This window comes from Microbacterium sp. A20 (genome assembly GCF_004794515.1).
In the GTDB taxonomy this organism is placed as follows: Bacteria; Actinomycetota; Actinomycetes; order Actinomycetales; family Microbacteriaceae; genus Microbacterium.
Genome location: NZ_SSDF01000075.1, coordinates 17,302 through 36,203 on the forward strand (window position 1 = coordinate 17,302; position 18,902 = coordinate 36,203).

General features: G+C 70.5%; 19 protein-coding genes. 11 read left to right on the forward strand and 8 right to left on the reverse strand.

The genetic code is table 11. From position 1 onward, the window contains the following. Positions 1-14: 14 nt before the first annotated feature. A complete protein-coding gene (locus DW298_RS10015) occupies positions 15-2,135 on the reverse strand; it encodes a RecQ family ATP-dependent DNA helicase (RefSeq protein WP_136042336.1) in 2,121 nt (706 codons plus the stop codon). A gap of 91 nt (positions 2,136-2,226) precedes the next feature. Between DW298_RS10015 and DW298_RS10020 the strand changes: the two genes are divergently transcribed. From DW298_RS10020 to DW298_RS10055, 8 genes are all read left to right on the forward strand, one after another. Next, the gene (locus tag DW298_RS10020) at positions 2,227-2,646 is read left to right on the forward strand and encodes a pilus assembly protein CpaE (protein ID WP_136042338.1); all 420 of its coding nucleotides are present in this window, start codon (positions 2,227-2,229) and stop codon (positions 2,644-2,646) included. 96 nt (positions 2,647-2,742) lie between these two features. Next, the gene (paaA, locus tag DW298_RS10025; RefSeq protein ID WP_136042340.1) at positions 2,743-3,717 is read left to right on the forward strand and encodes a 1,2-phenylacetyl-CoA epoxidase subunit PaaA; all 975 of its coding nucleotides are present in this window, start codon (positions 2,743-2,745) and stop codon (positions 3,715-3,717) included. After that, a complete protein-coding gene (paaB, locus tag DW298_RS10030; protein ID WP_136042342.1) occupies positions 3,717-4,046 on the forward strand; it encodes a 1,2-phenylacetyl-CoA epoxidase subunit PaaB in 330 nt (109 codons plus the stop codon). Before paaA ends, paaB begins: the two co-directional genes overlap by 1 nt. Beyond that, positions 4,043-4,906, forward strand: coding sequence for a 1,2-phenylacetyl-CoA epoxidase subunit PaaC (paaC, locus tag DW298_RS10035; protein ID WP_136042344.1), 864 nt, complete (start codon positions 4,043-4,045; stop codon positions 4,904-4,906). The genes paaB and paaC overlap by 4 nt, the downstream gene beginning before the upstream one ends. Continuing rightward, complete coding sequence (gene paaD, locus DW298_RS10040) at positions 4,900-5,394, forward strand: 1,2-phenylacetyl-CoA epoxidase subunit PaaD (protein WP_136042346.1); 495 nt, start codon at positions 4,900-4,902, stop codon at positions 5,392-5,394. The genes paaC and paaD overlap by 7 nt, the downstream gene beginning before the upstream one ends. A gap of 1 nt (position 5,395) precedes the next feature. Further along, positions 5,396-6,559 carry a 1,2-phenylacetyl-CoA epoxidase subunit PaaE gene (gene paaE / locus DW298_RS10045; protein WP_136042348.1) on the forward strand — a complete coding sequence of 388 codons (1,164 nt, stop codon included), beginning with the start codon at positions 5,396-5,398 and terminating at the stop codon, positions 6,557-6,559. A 12-nt stretch (positions 6,560-6,571) separates the two neighbouring features. Further along, positions 6,572-7,342, forward strand: a complete 771-nt coding sequence (locus tag DW298_RS10050; protein WP_136042349.1) for an enoyl-CoA hydratase/isomerase family protein — start codon at positions 6,572-6,574, stop codon at positions 7,340-7,342. Positions 7,343-7,502: 160 nt separating this feature from the next. Continuing rightward, a complete protein-coding gene (locus DW298_RS10055; RefSeq protein WP_136042350.1) occupies positions 7,503-9,026 on the forward strand; it encodes an ATP-dependent DNA ligase in 1,524 nt (507 codons plus the stop codon). Positions 9,027-9,045: 19 nt separating this feature from the next. Here DW298_RS10055 and DW298_RS10060 read toward each other — a convergent pair whose 3' ends face one another. Next, the gene (locus DW298_RS10060) at positions 9,046-9,555 is read right to left on the reverse strand and encodes a phosphoribosyltransferase (RefSeq protein ID WP_136042351.1); all 510 of its coding nucleotides are present in this window, start codon (positions 9,553-9,555) and stop codon (positions 9,046-9,048) included. A gap of 163 nt (positions 9,556-9,718) precedes the next feature. On the opposite strand from DW298_RS10060, the gene DW298_RS10065 reads away from it, so the two are divergent. After that, positions 9,719-11,476, forward strand: a complete 1,758-nt coding sequence (locus DW298_RS10065; RefSeq protein ID WP_136042352.1) for a thiamine pyrophosphate-binding protein — start codon at positions 9,719-9,721, stop codon at positions 11,474-11,476. A 21-nt stretch (positions 11,477-11,497) separates the two neighbouring features. Next, positions 11,498-11,917 (forward strand): VOC family protein, encoded by a 420-nt coding sequence (locus DW298_RS10070; RefSeq protein ID WP_136042353.1) that lies wholly within the window; start codon positions 11,498-11,500, stop codon positions 11,915-11,917. Here DW298_RS10070 and DW298_RS10075 read toward each other — a convergent pair. The 6 genes from DW298_RS10075 to DW298_RS10100 form a co-directional block, all read right to left on the reverse strand. Next, on the reverse strand, positions 11,914-12,294 hold the full coding sequence (locus tag DW298_RS10075) for a VOC family protein (RefSeq protein WP_136042354.1): 381 nt from the start codon (positions 12,292-12,294) through the stop codon (positions 11,914-11,916). The genes DW298_RS10070 and DW298_RS10075 overlap by 4 nt on opposite strands. Before the next feature lie 128 nt (positions 12,295-12,422). Next, on the reverse strand, positions 12,423-13,055 hold the full coding sequence (locus tag DW298_RS10080) for a response regulator transcription factor (protein WP_205820337.1): 633 nt from the start codon (positions 13,053-13,055) through the stop codon (positions 12,423-12,425). Further along, positions 13,049-14,263: a histidine kinase gene (locus tag DW298_RS10085; RefSeq protein ID WP_136042356.1), complete on the reverse strand. Its 1,215-nt coding sequence runs from the start codon at positions 14,261-14,263 to the stop codon at positions 13,049-13,051. The genes DW298_RS10080 and DW298_RS10085 overlap by 7 nt, the downstream gene beginning before the upstream one ends. 41 nt (positions 14,264-14,304) lie before the next feature. Continuing rightward, entirely contained in the window at positions 14,305-15,060 is a 756-nt protein-coding gene (locus DW298_RS10090) for an ABC transporter permease (RefSeq protein WP_136042357.1), read from the reverse strand. Between the two features lies 1 nt (position 15,061). Beyond that, a complete protein-coding gene (locus tag DW298_RS10095; protein WP_136042358.1) occupies positions 15,062-16,045 on the reverse strand; it encodes an ABC transporter ATP-binding protein in 984 nt (327 codons plus the stop codon). A gap of 84 nt (positions 16,046-16,129) precedes the next feature. Next, entirely contained in the window at positions 16,130-18,001 is a 1,872-nt protein-coding gene (locus tag DW298_RS10100; protein ID WP_136042359.1) for an FAD-dependent monooxygenase, read from the reverse strand. Positions 18,002-18,148: 147 nt separating this feature from the next. Between DW298_RS10100 and DW298_RS10105 the strand changes: the two genes are divergently transcribed. Beyond that, positions 18,149-18,859 (forward strand): helix-turn-helix domain-containing protein, encoded by a 711-nt coding sequence (locus DW298_RS10105; protein WP_136042360.1) that lies wholly within the window; start codon positions 18,149-18,151, stop codon positions 18,857-18,859. Positions 18,860-18,902 lie beyond the last annotated feature (43 nt).

Here is an 18,902-nt window from a genome sequence, read left to right on the forward strand (position 1 = left end):
CGGTCCGGCCCTCCTCAGCCGCGCAGCGCCAGGGCGAACGGCAGCACCTGGGTCGCACCGGCCTGCCGCAGCACCCGGGCGGCCACCGTCATCGTCCATCGACTGTCGACCAGGTCGTCCACGAGCAGCACCGGCCCCGCCGGAACGTCGAGGTGCTCGGCGCTGAACCGATCCCAGAGGCCGCCGAGACGGAACACACTGTTGCCGCCGGGCTGTCCGGTCGGCCCGCCGCCGACCGGTTCGAGCGCCCCCAGATAGGGCAGTCGTCCGACGTCGGCGAGGCCGCGCGCGAGCGAGTCGACCAGCAAGGGGTGCGACCGCGAGGGCAGGGCGACCACGGCCACCGGTCGCTCCTCCCAACCCCACTCGGCGAGCACGCGGATGCAGGCCTGGAGCAGCTGCGGCGTCACCGGGGCATCCGCTGCACCCGCGGCGAAGAGTTCACGCAGCGCACCGCCCCATCCGAGATCGGTGAGTCGAGCCAGCGCCCGCCCCTCTCCCGCCTGCTCGTCGGCGGGGATGCGCCCCTTGACCGGCACTTCCAACCGATCGGCACCCGTCGGCCAGGCGCGACGGGGTTCGATCGGAACGCCTACTCGGTCGAGCGACTCCGCGGCCTGCGTGGTCGCAGACTCCCCGATCTCGCGCGGGAACCATCCGCCCGCGCAGTTGTCGCACCGCCCGCAGGGAGCCGCGGTGTCGTCATCGAGAGCGCGCTGCAGGAACTCCATGCGGCATCCGTCGGTCTGCTCGTAGTCGATCATGTGCTGCTGCTCGGCGAGGCGCTCGGCGGCGATGCGCTCGTAGCGCTCCGCGTCGTAGGTCCAGGGGTCGCCCGTCGCGACCCAGCCGCCCTGTACGCGTCGCACCGCACCGTCGACGTCGAGCACCTTGAGCAGCAGCTCGAGCGGCGTCCGCCGGATGTCGACCATCGCCTCGAGCGCCGGCGTCGAGATCGGGGCGTCTCCGAGCGCACTGATCACGCGCTCCGCCCGCTCCCGGTCGGGCATCGACGCGGTGGCGAAGTAGTGCCAGATGTCGCGGTCCTCGACGCCGGGGAGCAGCAGCACGTCGGCGCTCTCGCTCGCTCGACCGGCACGGCCGACCTGCTGGTAGTAGGCCACGGGCGACGACGGCGCACCGAGGTGCAGCACGAAGCCCAGATCGGGCTTGTCGAACCCCATGCCGAGCGCGCTCGTGGCGACCAGCGCCTTGACCTCGTTGCGCTTGAGCATCCCCTCGGACTCCGCGCGCTCGTCGGTGTCGGTCTGCCCGGTGTATGCGCGGACGTCGTGCCCGTGATCACGCAGCAGCCGGGCGGTGTCGACCGCAGCGGCGACGGTCAGCGTGTAGATGATGCCCGACCCCGGCAGGTCGTCGAGGTGGCTCAACAACCAGGCCAGGCGGCTCGCCGAGTCGCGCAGCCGCAGCACACCCAGCCGCAGCGAGGTCCGCGCGAGGGGTCCGCGGATCGTGAGCACGGGCGCCGCCTCGCCCTCGCCGGCATGAAGACTGCCGAGCTGCTCGGCGACATCGGCCACGACCCGGCTGTTCGCGGTCGCGGTGGTCGCGAGCACCGGCACATCGGCGGGCATCTGCGCGATCAGTTCGCGCAGCCGCCGGTAGTCGGGGCGGAAGTCATGCCCCCAGTCGCTGATGCAGTGCGCCTCGTCGACCACGAGCATGCCGATGCGGCGGACGAGTGCCGGCAGCTGCTGCTCGCGGAAGGCCGGGTTGTTGAGCCGCTCCGGGGAGACCAGCAGCACGTCGACCTCATCGCGATCGAGCTGGGCGAGCACGTCGGACCACTCGTGCGCGTTGGTGGAGTTGATGGCGACCGCGCGCACACCCGCGCGCTCGGCGGCGGCGATCTGGTCGCGCATGAGCGCAAGCAGCGGCGAGACGAGCACGGTCGGCCCCGCGCCCTGGCGTCGCAGCAGCAGCGTCGCGACGAAGTAGACCGCGGACTTGCCCCATCCGGTGCGCTGCACCACGAGCGCACGCCGGCGTCCCTCGACCAGCGCCTCGATGGCCTCGTACTGGCCGTCGTGGAAGTCGGCGTCCGGGCGGCCGACGAGCTCGCGCAGGGCCGACAGTGCAGCATCGCGGGTGTCGGCAGGAGCTGGGGAGGTCATGCCCCCACTCTGCCTCACCCCGCCGACACAGCCGGCCCTCATCCCAGCCCGCTCGCATCCCGGGCGATCCTCCGTCGTCTAGCGTGAAGGGATGATCACTCGCGAGCTCGCCGTCACCCTTCGAGAGGCCGGACTCGTCTGGCACCCGGCGGAGGGCGACCGCTTCCAGCTCGATCTTCCCGACGAGGTAGAGCTCGAGGCGGAGGCCGAGGTCTTCACGGTCAGCGAGATGACGATCGAGGCCAGGCAGACCCCGAGCGGAACCGACCTCGCCTTCAACGGCACGACCGAGTGGGCGCTGGACGCGGTGACGCTCGCCGACGCGGTCTGGCTGCCGCGCGAGGACCAGCTGCGCGAGCTGCTGCGCGGCACCTTCCGCTCGCTCACGCGCGTCGAAGACGCCTTCCGCGTCGAGATCGAGATCGCGGACAGCTCCGAGATCTTCGAGCATCCGGACCCGTCCGAAGCGTACGGTCGCGCGCTGCTGGAGCTGATCTCCCGCTCGCACTGAGCCGCGCTGCGGGGCCGTCTTGAAACGCGCCATCCTCTGTGTCAGAATTACCTAACGATCGGTCAGTAAAGATGGCCCGATGCCGAGGAGTCGATGATGACCAGTCCCGCAGACCTGTCCCTCGTGGGCGAGATCTCCGATGAGGAGCGCCTGTTCGACGAGCTCATCGCGAACGAGCAGCGCATCGAGCCGCGCGACTGGATGCCCGACGCGTACCGCAAGACCCTGGTGCGCCAGATCTCCCAGCACGCGCACTCCGAGATCATCGGCATGCAGCCGGAGGGCAACTGGATCACGCGCGCCCCGAGCCTCAAGCGCAAGGCGATCCTGATGGCAAAGGTGCAGGACGAAGCGGGCCACGGCCTCTACCTCTACTCCGCCGCACAGACGCTCGGCACCACCCGCGACGAGATGATGGACCAGCTCATCAGCGGCAAGGCCAAGTACTCGTCGATCTTCAACTACCCCACGCCCACCTGGGCCGACATGGGTGCGATCGGCTGGCTCGTCGACGGTGCCGCGATCTGCAACCAGGTGCCGTTGTGCCGAGCGTCCTACGGCCCTTACGGACGCGCGATGGTGCGGGTCTGCAAGGAGGAGTCGTTCCACCAGCGGCAGGGCTTCGAGATCCTCCTCTCCCTCATGCGCGGCACCGACGAGCAGCGCGAGATGGCGCAGGATGCCGTGAACCGCTGGTACTGGCCGAGCCTGGCGATGTTCGGGCCGCCCGACGATCAGTCCCCGAACTCGGCGCAGTCGATGAAGTGGAAGATCAAGCGGTTCTCCAACGACGAGCTCCGCCAGCGCTTCGTCGGGATGCTCGTGCCCCAGGCCGAGATCCTGGGCGTCACGCTGCCCGATCCCGAGCTGCGCTTCGACGACGAGACCGGACAGTACGTCATCGGCGAGATCGACTGGGACGAGTTCTTCGAGGTGCTCCGCGGCAACGGCCCCTGCAACGCCGAGCGGCTCGAGCGCCGACGCACCGCGCACGAAGAGGGCGCCTGGGTGCGCGAGGCCGCAGCCGAATACGCCCGCAAGCAGTCCCTGAAGACGAAGGCGGTGGCGTGATGGCTACTCCGGGAGCCGACCCTTCGACAGGCTCAGGGACCCATGGTGGGGAATTGTGGCCGCTGTGGGAGGTGTTCGTCCGCGCGAACCGCGGACTGAGCCATGTACACGTCGGGTCGCTGCACGCCCCGGACGCCGAGATGGCGATCCGCAACGCCCGTGACCTCTACACCCGCCGCGGCGAGGGCGTCTCGATCTGGGTCGCGCCGGCCGAGGCGATCACGACGAGCGACCCCGACGCCAAGGGCGCCTACTTCGAGAGCCCGGCCGGCAAGAACTACCGCCACGCCGTCTACTACACCGCCTCCGAGGGGGTGCCGCACCTGTGAGCGCGCCACACCTGAACACCGCGCACGAAGACACCGACGTCCACGGCGACGTCCACGGCGACGTCTCGGTCGACGAACTCCGCCTGTCGCAGGAACTCTCCGGCACCGGCGCGGTCGCGGCATCGGCAGACATCGCGGAGTACGCCCTGCGCCTCGGGGACGACGCGCTCATCCTCTCCCAGCAGCTCGGCGAATGGATCTCCCGCGCCCCCGAGCTGGAGGAAGACGTCGCTCTGGGCAACATCGCCCTCGACCTGCTCGGGCACGCGCGCTCCTTCCTGCACTATGCCGGGTCGTACGACGGCCGCAGCGAAGACGACCTCGCCTTCTTCCGCGACGAGCCGGAGTTCCGCTGCGCCTGGATCGTGCAGCAGCCCAACGGCGACTTCGCCCAGACCATCGCCCGCCAGTTCGCGGTGGCCACCTACATGTTCGAGCTCTACTCCGCGCTCCGATCCAGCAGCGATGAGACGTTCGCGGCGATCGCGGAGAAGTCGCTCAAAGAGGTCGACTACCACCGGGATCACGCGGTGCAGTGGATGCTGCGCCTCGCGGGAGGCACCGAGGAGTCCCGCACCCGGATCATCCGGGCGATCGGAGACGTCTGGCCCTACGTTGATGAGCTGTTCCGCGACGACGACCTGATCGAGCGACTCGGCGATGCGGCGGTGCGCCCGTCGAGTCTGCGACCCGGATTCGACGGTGTGGTCGCCACGGTCTTCGCCGAGGCGGAGCTGTCGGTGCCCGCGGTCGCGGCTTCGTCCGCCGGCGGACGGCACGGCGCCCACGCGACGCCGCTCGGCCACATCCTCGCCGAGATGCAGGTGCTCGCGCGACGGCATCCGGGGGCGTCATGGTGACCCTCACCCCGACCCAGGCGGCCTGGCGCATCGCCGCCGGTGTGCCCGACCCCGAGGTCCCCGTGCTCACGATCGAAGACCTCGGTGTGCTCCGGGCGGTCGAGGCCGACGGCGATCGCGTCTGGGTCGACATCACCCCGACCTACAGCGGGTGCCCCGCCATGGACACGATCCGCGACGACGTGATCCTCGCGCTCACGGCCGCCGGGTTCGACCGGGTCGAGGTGCGCCTGGTCCTCTCCCCCGCCTGGACGACGGACTGGATGTCGGATGCCGGCAAGGCCAAGCTCGCCGCCTATGGGATCGCGCCGCCGTCCGGCCGTGCCGCCGTGTCGACCGGTCCCATCCGGCTCGCGCTCAGCGTGCGCTGCCCCCGCTGCGGCTCCCTCGACACCCGTGAGGTCTCCCACTTCGGCTCCACCTCGTGCAAGGCGCTGTTCGAATGCCGCGCGTGCCGCGAGCCCTTCGACCATTTCAAGGTGCACTGACATGTCGCTCTTCACCTCCGCGCCCGCTGTCGTCCCCCGTGCGACGACGGCACGCGAGACCGCTCCCCGAAAGCGCGCCCGCTTCCACACCCTCACCGTCGAGGACGTGCGCCCCCTCACCGACGACGCGGTCGAGGTGACGTTCACGGTGCCCGCCGCCCTCGCCGACGAGTACGACCACCTTCCCGGCCAGTACGTGGCGCTGCGCACCACGCTCGACGGGGTCGAGGTGCGGCGCTCCTACTCGCTGTGCCGTGCGCCGGAGCACCGCGACGACGGGCAGGACACGCGCCTCAGCGTGGCCGTCAAGCGCGACGAGGGCGGGCTCTTCTCGACCTGGGCGCAGACCGGGCTCCGGCCGGGGTTCGAGATCGACGTGATGAGCCCGCAGGGAACGTTCACGTCCGCCCTCGACGACCTCGACCATCGTCACGTCGTCGGCATCGCCGCAGGCTCCGGCATCACGCCTCTGATGGCGCTCGCGCACACGGTGCTGACCCGCTCCGACACCTCGCGGTTCACGCTGCTCTACACGAACCGTGCCACGCTCGACGTGATGTTCCTGGAGGATCTCGCCGATCTGAAGGACCGGTATCCGACCCGGCTCGTGCTGCACCACGTGCTCTCGCGGGAGCAGCGGGCGGCGCCGGTGCTGTCGGGCCGGATCGACGACGCGAAGCTGCGGACGATCCTCGGCACGCTGATCCCGCCCGCGACGGTCGACGAGTGGTTCCTGTGCGGCCCGCTCGCCCTGGTGGATCTGTGTCGCGAGGTGCTGGCCGATGTCGGCGTCGACCGCTCGCACATCCGCTTCGAGCTGTTCACGACCGGCGACGAACCCGCTCGCGCGGCCCGCCCGGTACAGGTGCGCGCCGGCGAGAAGAACGTGCGGATCGAGGTGACCCTCGACGGCGTCTCCTCCACCGTGGAGAGTCCGGTCGACGCACACGAGTCGGTGCTGAACGCCGCCCTGCGCGTGCGCCCCGATGCGCCCTTCGCCTGCGCGGGCGGGGTCTGCGGCACCTGCCGCGCACGGGTGCTCGAGGGCAGCGTCACGATGACCGAGAACTACGCCCTGGAGCCCGACGAACTCGAACGCGGGTTCGTGCTCACCTGCCAGTCCCACCCCACCAGCGACCGTGTGGTCGTCGACTACGACGTCTGACCAGGAGCCCCCGTGATCGACCTCACCGTCACCGACGACGTCGCGACGATCGTGCTGAACGCACCGGCGAAGCGGAACGCGCTCGACGAGCACGCGCTCGGCGAGCTGGATGCCGCGTACGAGGCCGCGGAGACCGCGGGCGTGCGGGCACTGGTGCTGCGCGGTGAGGGTCGCGCATTCTGCGCCGGCCGCGACATCTCGGCGGTCGACCCGCGCGACGACGATGTGCTCGGCTACCTCGGTGGGCTGGTCACCCCGCTGCTGCAGCGGATGGCACGGTTCCCTGCACCGACCTTCGCGGTCGCGCACGGCGCCTGCCTCGGAGTCGGTCTGGGCCTCCTGATCGCGACCGATGTCGTGTACGTCGCCGAGTCCGCGAAGGTCGGCTCCCCGTTCGCCGCGCTCGGTGCGACGCTCGACTCCGGCGGCCACGCGCTCTTCCTCGACCGGCTCGGGGCGCACAAGACGCTCGACCTCATCTACACCGGGCGCCTGATGAGCGGGGCCGAGGCCGTGACTTCGGGTCTCTTCTCGCGGGTCTTCCCCGACGACGAGGTCGTGCAGGCGACGACGGACGCCGCCGCGACGGCCGCCCGCGGCGCCACAGCGGCCTTCCTCGCGAGCAAGGAGCTGATCGCACGGGTCCGCGACGAGAGGCTCGCGCTGTGGGATGCGGTCGGCATCGAGAACGCTGCGCAGGCCGCCCTGTGCGACACCGACGACTACCGCGAGGGTTTCGCCGCCTTCCAGGAGAAGCGGAAGCCGGAGTTCCACGGGCGCTGAGGGCGCGACATCGGCCCGCATGCACGCGCGCAGCAGGCCATCACGCCGCATCAGGCCATTCGTCAGGGAATCGGCCTGATGTGGAGCCTTTGCCTGTCCACGACCTGCGCCCCGGTCTACGGAACCTGCTGATGTCGGAGGCCGGTGCGAGAATGCTCGGATGAAGCTCGCAGAGCTGGTCACCACGACCGACCGCGTCGGGGCCACGTCGTCCCGACTCGCCAAGATCGATGCTCTCGCCGAACTGCTCGCGCGCGCCGACCCGTCCGAGCTCCCCATCATCATGGGCCTCCTCCTCGCCTCACCGCGCCAGGGCAGGTTGGGCGTCGGATGGCGCGGGCTGTCGGCCATCGACATCGCGCACGCCGACGAGTCCACACTGACGGTCGACGATGTCGACGCGTCTCTCGATGCCCTCGCCGCGACGTCCGGTTCGGGCTCGGCGGCGGGACGCACCGGCATCCTCGTCGATCTCGGCTCGCGGGCGACCGCAGCCGAGTGGGACTTCCTGGTTCGCGCGATGCTCGGCGAACTCCGAACCGGTGCCCTGTCGGGCGTGCTCCTCGACGCGATCGCCCGAGCGTCCGACCGTCCGGCCGCCGTCGTCCGACGGGCCGCGATGCTGTCGGGCGACCTCGGCGAGACCGCGCGCATCGCCCTCACGGGCGCGCCCGGTGACCTCGAGGCGGTCGGGCTCCAGGTGGGGCGTCCGGTCCTGCCGATGCTGGCATCGACCGCGGCGACGGCATCGGAGGCGCTGGAGATCACCGGCGAGGCATCCGTGGAATACAAGCTCGACGGCGCCCGCATCCAGGTGCACCGCCACGGGGACGAGGTCGGCGTCTACACGCGGAGCCTGGCCGACATCACGCACCGGGTGCCCGAGATCGTCGAGATCGTGCGGTCGCTGCCGGTGCACGACATCATCCTCGACGGCGAGACGCTGTCGCTCGACGAAGACGGCGGGCCGAGGCCGTTCCAGGAGACCATGTCGCGGTTCGGGGCAGAGGTCTCGCGGGAGCTCGTGCTGCGACCGTGGTTCTTCGACGTGCTGCACATCGATGGGCGCGACCTGCTCGACGAACCGCTCTCGACCCGGCTGACCGAGCTGGAACGGGTGGCCGGTGCCTGGCGGATGCCGGGCATCGTCACGGCCGACGCGGAAGCCGCCGAGCAGCTGTCACGCGAGGCCCTCGCCGCCGGGCACGAGGGTGTCGTGGTCAAGGCGATCGACGCGCCCTACGCCGCAGGGCGCCGCGGGAAGTCGTGGGTCAAGGTCAAACCGGTGCTGACCTTCGACCTGGTGGTCCTCGGCGCGGAGTGGGGCTCAGGACGTCGGCGCGGTTGGCTCTCGAACCTGCACCTCGGCGCGCGCGATCCCGACGGCGAGTTCGGCGACCCCGGCGGGTTCGTCATGGTGGGCAAGACCTTCAAGGGGCTCACCGACGAGCTGCTGCGCTGGCAGACCACCGAGTTCCCCGAGCACGAGTCGCACCGCACGGCGTCCACCGTGTTCCTGCGCCCCGATATCGTCGTCGAGATCGCGATCGACGGCGTGCAGCGCTCCCCGCGGTATCCGGGTGGCGTCGCGCTCCGCTTCGCCCGGGTGAAGGGCTACCGTCCGGACAAGACCGCGGCAGAGGCCGACACGATCCAGACGCTGCGGTCGCTGCTGCGGGGATGACCCGCCGGGTGAGGGTGGCTCAGGCCGAGGGCGCGAGCCCCAGGTCCTCTTCGCGCACCGTGCCCTGGAACGACCACGGGAAGTTGATCCACAGGTCGGTGTCCTTCCAGGCGAAGTCCGGCTGGATGATCGTCGAGGGCTTGGTGTAGATCGTGACCGACCGCACGTCGGCGCCCTTCTCCTGCAGCAGCTGCACGGCCAGCGCGAGCGTGCGCCCGGAGTCGGCCACATCGTCGACGAGCAGCACCCGGCGGCCGTCGAGGTACGCCATGTCGAGCTCGGGGGGAAGCACCTCGGGGGCATCGAGCACGGTGCCGATCCCGGTGTAGAACTCGACGTTGATCGCGCCGCAGTTCTTCGCCCCGAGACCGTACGCGATGGCACCGGCCGGGAGCAGCCCACCGCGGGCGATCGCCACGACCACCTCCGGCTCGAAGCCCGTGGCGAGGATGTTCCGCGCCAGCTCTCGTGTCGCCGCTCCGAAGCCGTCCCAGGTCAGTGTCTCGCGCTCGAGCGCCGCATCCGTCATCTCTGCATTCTCCCGCATCCCGGTATGCACGCTCGCCGCTAGACTGAGCGGGTCCGGCCCGGCCGGTGCCTGAAAAAGAGGCACGAAGCACTTCGCGAAGACGCGGAGGCGAGACACATACGGATCCCGCAGTTCCTCCGTCCCTGTCTCGAAAGGCTTTCGCATGCCCACCGTCTCCGCACACGTCGCTCTCACCCTCGCCCAGCACATCGACTCGGTCTTCGGCGTGATGGGCAACGGCAACGCCTACTTCCTCGACGCGATCGAGACGCAGACGGACGCGTCCTTCACCGCCGTCCGCCACGAGCAGGGCGCCGTGGTCGCCGCTGACGCCCACTTCCGCGCGTCCGGGCGCATCGCCGCCGGCACCTCGACCTACGGCGCCGGATTCACCAACACGCTGACCGCCCTGGCCGAGGCCGTGCAGGCGCACGTGCCGCTCGTGCTCGTGGTCGGCGACGAGCCCACGTCCGGCCCGCGCCCGTGGGACGTCGACCAGATCGCGCTCGCCTCCGCCGTCGGTGCGCGCACCTATACGGTCGGCCGAGCGGATGCCGCCGCCACGACGGTCATCGCCATCGAACACGCGCTGACCTACCGCGTCCCGGTGGTCCTCGCGATTCCCTACGACGTCGCCGCTCTCGAAGCCGGCGAGGTTCCTGCAGCCCCGTCGCCGCGGGTGCCCGCTCCGCTCGCGCCGCGTGGCGAGTTCGCTGAGGGGATGCTCGACGAGATCGCGGACGCTCTGCGCACGGCGCAGCGGCCGTTCCTCCTGGCGGGCCGCGGGGCGTGGCTCTCCGGAGCCAGCACGGCTCTGGGCGAGCTCGCCACGGCGACCGGTGCTCTGACAGCATCGTCGGCTCTCGGGCGGGGCGTCTTCCCCGACACGCGGTACGACCTCGGCGTCACCGGCGGCTTCGGTGCGGACGGTGCAATGGAACTCATCCGCACAGCCGACGTGGCCGTGGTGTTCGGGGCCTCCCTGAATCAGTTCACGATGCGGTTCGGCGAGCTCTTCGCGCCGGGGACGAAGGTGTTCCAGGTCGACATCGCCCCCGCGGCCACCCACGCCCACGTCGGCGGGTTCGTGCGCGCCGACGCACGTCTGGCCGCCGAGTCCCTCGTGTCCCGGCTCGCCACTCCCACTTCCGCATCCACTCCCGCTTCCAGCCCGCACAACTTCGGAGATGCCGGCCGCCACGCCGAGTCCGCGGCCGCACCTGCCCGCGTGTCGCCCTCGATGTCCGAAGCTGTGTCGTCGAGCCCGTGGCGCGAGACCGTCGACGTCGCGGCGGCCCGGGCGTATGAGGCCGGTGACGACCTCGCCGCCGACGGACGCCTCGACCCGCGGTCGGCCGCGCGTCGCATCGCGGAGCTTCTTCCCGAGGACCGCATCGTGGTGTCCGACGGCGGCCACTTCATCGGCTGGGCGAACATGTACTGGCCGGTCGCCGCGCCCGATCGGATGATGATGATCGGCACCGCCTTCCAGTCGATCGGGCAGGGCTGGCCGAGCGTCGTCGGGGCCGCCCTGGCTCGGCGCGAATCGACCGTGGTGCTCACCTCGGGCGACGGCGGCGGACTGATGGCGATCGCCGATCTCGAATCCGCTGTCCGCGCGGCCGGCGGCCGGGGCATGGCCGTCGTCTGGAACGACGCGGCGTACGGAGCCGAGGTCAACCTCTACGGCCTCAAGGGACTGGCCGAGGGACCGATGCGCATCCCCGAGGTGGACTTCGCCGCGTTCGGTGCAGCCGTCGGAGCAGAGGGCGTCGTCGTGCGCACGCTCGCCGACCTCGACCGCCTCGAGAGCTGGACCGCTGAGGATGCCGCGTCCCGCCGCTTCCTCCTCCTCGACCTGCGCATCTCCGGTGATGTCATCGCGCCGTATCAGCAGGAGATCATCCGCGTGAACTCCTGACGCGACTGGCAGACTCGGAAGATGCCAGGTCTCCATCACGTCGAACTGTGGGTCGCCGACCTCGATGCCGTGCGCACCGAATGGCGCTGGATCCTGGAGCGCCTGGGATTCACGCTCGACAGCGAATGGGGCGGCGGGGAATCCTGGGCTGCGGGCGGCACCTACCTCACCTTCACGACCTCACCGAATCTGTCGGATGCCGCGCACGACCGTCGTCGCGCCGGCCTCAACCATCTCGCGTTCCACGGTGGCGATCCGGCTGCCGTGGATGCGTTCATGGCCGAGGCCCCGGCGCACGGCTGGCACGAGCTCTACGCCGAGCGCTACCCGCACGCGGGCGGCGAGCAGCACTATGCGGGGTGGCTCGAGAACGCCGCAGGCTTCAAGGTCGAGGTGGTCGCCGACACCGCGTCGATGCCGGCGACCACCACTGCCGTCTAGCTCTGAGCGCCGTAGTCCGGGAGCTCCTGCAGCGTCCAGCTGTTGCCGTCCGGGTCGTCGAAGGACACGAACCGCCCCCAATCCATGTTCTCCACGCCTCGGGCTTCGACGCCGAGCCCCTGCAGATGCGCCAGCGCCTCATCGGCGTCGGGAACCACGACCTGGATCGTGTTCTGCTGTCCCGGCTCGAGATCGATGCCGAGACCGGTGCCGAACGCGATCGAGCAGGCCGACCCCGGCGGAGTCATCTGCACGAACCGCAGACCCTCGACGGGCGTCTGGTCCCAGTCGGCGTTGAAGCCGATCTTCTCGTAGAAGGCCTTCGACCGGTCGACGTCCGAGACCGGGACGAAGATGAGTTCGATCTTCCAATCCATCACGCACTCCTCCTGTCGGGCGCCGTCGCCCGTCGGCGTCCACGGTACGCGCGGCCACCGACGTCGCACCAGAGCTCCGACGGACCAGATCCGGACGGATCACCCGACCCCCGTCGGACGACTGAAGGTCAGATCCAGCCCTTGTCGACCGCGATCCGCACGGCCTGTGCCCGGTTCGCCGCACCGGTCTTGCCGATCGCCGCGGAGAGGTGGTTCCGCACGGTTCCTGCGGACAGGAACACCTCCGCCGCGATGTCCGCGGCCGAGCGCCCGTCCGCGGCGAGGCGCAGCACCTGACGCTCCCGGTCGCTCAGCGGGTTCGCCCCCTCGAACAGACTGTCGGCTGCGAGAACGGGGTCCAGTACGCGCAATCCGGAATGCACGCGACGAACGGCCTCCGCGAGCTGCTCGGCAGGAGTGTCCTTCACGATGAAGCCGCTGGCTCCGGCATCCAGCGCCGCACGCAGGTAACCCGGGCGCGCGAAGGTGGTCACGACGAGGATGCGCGTCTGCGGACTCGCCTCGCGGATGCGTCGCGTCGCCTCCACCCCGTCCATGCCCGGCATCTGGACGTCCATCAGGCATACATCGGGCCGCAGCTCCTCCGCCAGCCGCAACGCCTCCGCACCATCGGAGGCCATGCCGACCACCGTGAGATCGGGCTCCAGGTCGAGCAGTGCACCCAGAGCACCGCGCACCAGCGCCTGGTCGTCGGCGATCAGCAGGCGGATGCCGGTGCCCTCACCGGTGGCCGTCACCAGGTCACCTCCACGCGGGTTCCCGAGCCATCGGCTTCACGCGCCGCGGCGATCACGAAACCCGCCCCCGCCGCTGCCGCACGCTCGCGCATGCCACGGATGCCGTTGCCCGCCTCGTGCCCCGCGCCCTCCTTCATGCCGACCCCGTCGTCTTCGACCACGAGCCGCCCCGGCGCCAACAGCACCCGCACGGTACGCGCCTCGGAATGACGCAGCGCATTGGTCGTCGCCTCGCGCAGGATCCACCCCGCCGTGATGGCCTGGACCGGCGACAGGGCATCGGCTTCCCCCTCGACCCGCAGGGCGATCTCGGCCGCGCGGAGCGAGTCCCGCGACGACGCGAGCTGCTCGACCAGCGTCGTCGCCCGCGCACCCGCCACCGACGACCGCACCCCGGCGATCGCCTCCGCGGTCAGTCGCTCGATGTCGGCCAGCTCGGCCTTCGCACGTTCCGGATCGGAGTCCATGAGGCGGCGCACGAGCTGTGCCTTGAGTCCGACGACCGTCAGCGAGTGGCCGATCAGGTCGTGCACGTCGCGGGCGACGGCTTCGCGCCCCTCGCTGGTGGCCAACTCGAGACCGAGCTGCTCCGCCTCACCGGAGCGGATGATGAGCCAGGTGGACACCGTGTTGACCACGCCGAGCAGTCCGACGATCGCCAGGACGGACAGGTAGTTCAGTCCGCCGGGCAGCAGGAAGACGCAGAGGGCCGTGACGGCGAAGGCGCCGACCGTCGCGATCCAGTGCCACACGCGCGTGAGCCCGTACGACGCGAACGACATGACGAACGGGAGGAAGCTGAGCGCCGATCCGCCCTCCGCCGGCACCGAGACCAGAGCGCACACGATGAGGATCGCGAACGTGACCCACTGCCGCACCGACGGCGGCCGACCCAACCCTCCGCCGCCGCGCATGCCATGGATGAAGCCGCTGACGTACAGCACGACGAACGTGACCAGCGCGATCCAGCCCACGACGATCCACGCGAGCGGCGCCTCGGAGCGCAGCAGCGCGATCACCGGATAGACCAGGAAGACCAGCCAGATCACGGCCATCAGCCAGCCGAAGCGCGCCCAGGGATCCTTGCCGACCGGTCCGCGCGAGGACCTCGCTCCCGGAGCCGACCATGCGGCCGGCGGCGCTCCCAGGGCGGCGAACCGCCCGGCCTCCCCGGATGGTTCCGAGGAGGCCCGCTTCGAGTGCTGCGTCATCCGTCCAACCTACTGTCGTCCCGCGATGCTGCCGGGCGCGGCTACTGCCGCGCCCGCGAACGCTTCATGCCCATGGCGACCAGCAGCACGAACAGCGCGAGCCACACGGCGACGTTGAGGAACAGCATCCACAGCTCATCCGTCTGCCCCGTGGTGAGGGTGCCGTCGGTCAGCGGCCAGCGACTCAGGGCGACGAAACCGTAAAGAGGTGTGAACCGGGCGATGTCGAGCATGACCCCGTCGAGGGGCATAAAGACGTTGCCGAAGAACGCGAAGAACGTCATCGAGATCGACGCGAGCGCGGCCGCCGAGTCGGAACTGAAGAACAGCCCGACGCCGAGGCCGAACAGACCGTACATCAGACCGATGCCGAGGATGATGCCCGCGGTCGCCGCCCAGCGCCAGCCGTCCTCGACCTCCGCGCCGGTCATCATCCCCGCTGCGAAGACCGCCACCAATGCCAGCGCCGCGAAGGCGACCGCCGTGAGCAGCTTGGTCAGCGCGTAGCCCGCTGTCGTCAGCGGTGTCATGGCGAGCTGGCGGCCCCAGCCCTGTTTCGCCTCGGTCGCGGCGAGCGAGGTCAGCGAGCTCATCGCGACCGCCGTGCCGTATGCGGCCATCGAGGTCATCACATAGAACGAGACGTTGCCGTGCCCGGCCGAGAGCGAGCCGTAGCCCATCCCGGCGCCGAACAGCAGATACATCGCGACCGGCATCGCCAGGGTGAACGCCAGCGTGTAGGGGTTGCGCAGCTGGCGGACGCCTTCGATGCGCAGCATGGTGGGTGAGACGAGCATGTCAGTTCTCCGTCAGAGCCGTGAAGGCGGATTCGAGGGTGGGTGCGGCGATCTCCAGGTCGTGAGCGCCGTGGTCGAGCAGGATGCGGGCGGCCGCGTCGGAATCCGCGGCGCGCAGGCTCAGGCGGTCGCCGTCCAGCCGCACGTCGACGACGCCGTCCGTCGCGCTCAGCGTCGCGACGAGCGCGGCACCGGTCGCACCGGCCGCATCGACCGTCGCGGACACGGTCCGCTCCCCCAGGCTCGCTCGCAGCAGAGCCGTGGGCGCATCCGCGACCACCGCGCCGCGGTGCATCACCACGGTGCGCCGCGCGAACTGCTCCGCCTCCTCCAGGTAGTGGGTGGCGAAGATGATCGTGCGCCCGGCATCCGCGTCGGCCCGCATCACGTCCCAGAAGTGCCGCCGGGCCGTGACGTCCATTCCGGCCGTCGGCTCGTCGAGCACGAGGATGTCGGGGTCGGACACCATCGCGAGCGCGAACTTCACCCGCTGCTGCTCTCCCCCCGAGCACTTGGACACGCGGCGGCGCGCGAGGTGCTCGAGGTCGGCACGGGCCATGACCTCGGGCACCCGCGCGGCTGCGTCCGCTCCGTACAGCGAGGCGATGAGGCGCACGGTCTCGCCCACGGTCAGGTCGCCCAGGAGGCCCCCGGTCTGCAGCACTGCGCCGATCGCTCCGCTCGAGGTCGCCTGCTCAGGAGCCACGCCGAGCACCCGGACCGTGCCGCTGCTGGGCTGCGTGAGCCCGAGGAGCATGTCGAGCGTCGTCGTCTTGCCCGCGCCGTTCGGGCCGAGCAGCGCGACGACCTCGCCACGACGGATCGAGAGGTCGACCCCGCCGACGGCCTGCACACGGCGGTCGCCCGAGCCGAAGTGGCGTGTGACGCCGTGCAGCTCGAGCACGACCGGATCATGGTTCGGGGCTTCGGATGCCGGACGCGCGGTGACCTGCGCCGCCGACCCGTCCACGGAGGTGTTGTTCATGCCTCCAGCCTCGCGGGAGGAGCTTCCCCGCGCCGGAGGGAGGTGTCATCTCCTCGGCATGACACGTGTCATGCCGCGGATACCTCAGCGTGCCGGCAGCAGCGCCCCGTCGAGGAAGCCCGCGAGCTCGTCCACCGCGTCCAACGGCAGGATCGCCGCCACGTACTGGTCGGGCCGCACGACGACCACCACGCCGTCGCGCGAGAGCTCGCGCGCGGCGAAGATGTCGGTCTCGGTCCACTTGCTGGGGCCCGCCGCATAGACCTTCTCCCAGTCGGTGAGCCCGAGCGGACCGGTCTTCGGCTGGAACAGCGCCGGCGCCGACGTGACCTCGACCTCCTCGAAAGGCTGCTGGTACACGGCCTTCACGTCGAACACGGCGTCGACGTCGGCATCCGCCGGGGTGAAGCGGGCGAACAGAGGCTCGGCTTCGGCGGCCCAGGCCGCGAGAGCCGCCCCGGTGCGGTCGCCGAAGGCGTACACGCGCCAGCGGCCGTCCGCCTTCGCGTGGTGTCCGAGGTGGGTGACGTTGCCGTCGCCCACGCGCATGACCTCGGCCGACTTGAAGCGCTTGCCGAGGGGGAAGCCGACGGCGAGAGCCTGGTGCGCGTCGCTGCCGGTGATCATCGACGAGGTGTACTGCGTCATGAAGCCCGACGGGAACTCGGCGGTGGCGAGGTAGTAGGTCGCGAGGTCGTCGGGGTCGGAGATCTCCTCGGGCTTGCGTGCCATGAGGCTCGACCACTCGCGGTCGAAGTCGATGAGCTGCTGCGCCACCGGACGCCGCTCGGCGCCGTAGGTGGCCAGCAGGGCTTCCGGAGCGCGGCCGGTGAGCACGGAGCCGAGCTTCCAGCCGAGGTTGAAGCCGTCCTGCATCGAGACGTTCATGCCTTGGCCGGCCTTGGCGCTGTGGGTGTGGCAGGCGTCGCCGGTGAGGAACACGCGCGGTGTGCGCCCCGACTCGTCGATCACGTCGTCGAACCCGTCGGTGACGCGATGACCGACCTCGTAGACGCTGTGCCAGGCGACCTCGCGCACATCGAGCGTGTAAGGGTGGAGGATCTCGTTGGCACGACGGATGATCTCCTCGATCGGCGTCTGCCGCACGCGGTGGTCGTCGTCGGCGGCGACCTCGCCGAGGTCGATGTACATGCGGGAGAGGTAGCCGCCCTCGCGCGGGATGTGCAGGATGTTGCCCGCCTCGGAGTTGATGGCGCACTTGGTCCGCCAGTCCGGGAAGTCGGTGTTGACGAGCACATCCATCACGCCCCACGCGTGTGCGGCGGAGGCGCCGACGTGGGTGCGCCCGATCGCCTGTCGCACGCCGCTGCGAGCGCCGTCGCAGCCGGCGACGAACTTGGTGCGGATGGTTCGCTCCTCCCCCGCGCGCTCACCCGCGACGTAGCGGATGCGCACCTCGACCGGGAACTGGCCCTCGTCGTGAACGGTCAGGCCGACGAATTCGACCCCGTAGTCGGGGACGATCCGCCCCGGCCCGTTCGCCGCCGCCTCGGCGAAGTAGTCGAGGACGCGCGCCTGGTTGACGATCAGGTGCGGGAACTCGCAGATGTCGTACGCGTAGTCGGCGGTGCGCGAGGTGCGGATGATCTCGTCGCGCTTGTCGGGGTTCGGGCCCCAGAAGTTCATCCAGCCGATGTTGTAGGCCTCGGCGATGATCCGCTCGGCGAACCCGAACGCCTGGAAGGTCTCGACACTGCGCGGCTGGATCCCGTCGGCCTGTCCCAGCGGAAGACGGCCGTCGCGCTTCTCGATGATGCGGGTGGCGATGCCGGGGTATTGGGACATCTGGGCGGCGAGGAGCATCCCGGCAGGCCCGGAGCCGACGATCAGCACGTCGATCTCATCGGGGAGGTCGCTCGGTCGGTCGAGCCCGACGCCGGCGGCGTCCTGCACGCGCGGGTCAGCGGAGACGTAGCCGTGGTGGTGGAACTGCATCGTCGTCGATTCCTTCCGGACTTCTTCGTCGGTCCTGTGCTTCGGGTCTTGCGCTCAGCGGAGGCGTGTTCTATATTCGAACACACTGTTCTACTATTGAACACAGCGTAAACCGCCACGCTGACGATCGCAAGGAGGAGCGCACGCATGCCCGAGAGCCCGAGCGTCTCTCCCGCCTCGCAGACGCTGAGTCGCGGCATCCGCATCCTCGAAGTCCTCGCCGACGCGCGCGGCGCCCTCACGATCGACGCGATCGCGGCTCGTCTCGGCGTGCACCGCTCGATCGCCTATCGCCTGCTGCGCACGCTCGAGGACCACGGCCTCGTTACGCGGGACGCGGCGGGGGCGGTGAGCCTCGGCGCTCGTATGGCGGCCCTCGCGGCCGGCGTCGCGCACGACCTGCAGGCCGAGGCTCTCCCCGAGCTCACCGCGATCGCCAACGAGCTCGGGATGACGTGCTTCCTCGCCGTGCTCGACGGCGCCGAGTGCATCACACTGGCCAGCGTCGAACCGCGGCACGCGGTCGCGAGCGTCGCCCAGCGTCCCGGCGCGCGGCACGCGGTCACGGTCGGTGCGCCCGGCAAGGCGATCCTCGCCCAACTGCCCGTGGGCGAGTGGCCAGCCGACGCGCCCGCGACACTGTCCGCCGACGTCGAAGCGACCAGGCTCCGCGGCTACGCCACCAGCCACGACGAGGTCATCCCCACCGTGCAGTCCGTCGCCGTGCCTCTCGTCCTGCGCAACCAGCGCCTGGCCGCGATCGCCGTGGTGCATGTCGCAACGGATCTCGACGACGCCCAGATCGCCGCGCGCCTGCACCGCTCGGCGGCCGTCATCCGCGAGGCCCTCGACGGCTGAGCCCTCTGCCGTCCCGGCCTTTGCCCCCCCCCCCCCCCCCCCC

Bases quoted from the DNA above. Each gene is read 5' to 3' on its own strand.
- paaB (WP_136042342.1), top strand. From the start codon at position 3,717: ATGGCTACTCCGGGAGCCGACCCTTCGACAGGCTCAGGGACCCATGGT.
- paaA (WP_136042340.1), top strand. From the start codon at position 2,743: ATGACCAGTCCCGCAGACCTGTCCCTCGTGGGCGAGATCTCCGATGAG.
- DW298_RS10090 (WP_136042357.1), bottom strand. From the start codon at position 15,060: ATGCTCGTCTCACCCACCATGCTGCGCATCGAAGGCGTCCGCCAGCTG.
- DW298_RS10100 (WP_136042359.1), bottom strand. From the start codon at position 18,001: ATGCAGTTCCACCACCACGGCTACGTCTCCGCTGACCCGCGCGTGCAG.
- paaE (WP_136042348.1), top strand. From the start codon at position 5,396: ATGTCGCTCTTCACCTCCGCGCCCGCTGTCGTCCCCCGTGCGACGACG.
- DW298_RS10055 (WP_136042350.1), top strand. From the start codon at position 7,503: ATGAAGCTCGCAGAGCTGGTCACCACGACCGACCGCGTCGGGGCCACG.
- DW298_RS10105 (WP_136042360.1), top strand. From the start codon at position 18,149: ATGCCCGAGAGCCCGAGCGTCTCTCCCGCCTCGCAGACGCTGAGTCGC.
- paaD (WP_136042346.1), top strand. From the start codon at position 4,900: ATGGTGACCCTCACCCCGACCCAGGCGGCCTGGCGCATCGCCGCCGGT.
- DW298_RS10065 (WP_136042352.1), top strand. From the start codon at position 9,719: ATGCCCACCGTCTCCGCACACGTCGCTCTCACCCTCGCCCAGCACATC.
- DW298_RS10070 (WP_136042353.1), top strand. From the start codon at position 11,498: ATGCCAGGTCTCCATCACGTCGAACTGTGGGTCGCCGACCTCGATGCC.
- DW298_RS10075 (WP_136042354.1), bottom strand. From the start codon at position 12,294: ATGGATTGGAAGATCGAACTCATCTTCGTCCCGGTCTCGGACGTCGAC.
- DW298_RS10015 (WP_136042336.1), bottom strand. From the start codon at position 2,135: ATGACCTCCCCAGCTCCTGCCGACACCCGCGATGCTGCACTGTCGGCC.
- DW298_RS10085 (WP_136042356.1), bottom strand. From the start codon at position 14,263: ATGACGCAGCACTCGAAGCGGGCCTCCTCGGAACCATCCGGGGAGGCC.
- DW298_RS10060 (WP_136042351.1), bottom strand. From the start codon at position 9,555: ATGACGGATGCGGCGCTCGAGCGCGAGACACTGACCTGGGACGGCTTC.
- DW298_RS10095 (WP_136042358.1), bottom strand. From the start codon at position 16,045: ATGAACAACACCTCCGTGGACGGGTCGGCGGCGCAGGTCACCGCGCGT.
- DW298_RS10020 (WP_136042338.1), top strand. From the start codon at position 2,227: ATGATCACTCGCGAGCTCGCCGTCACCCTTCGAGAGGCCGGACTCGTC.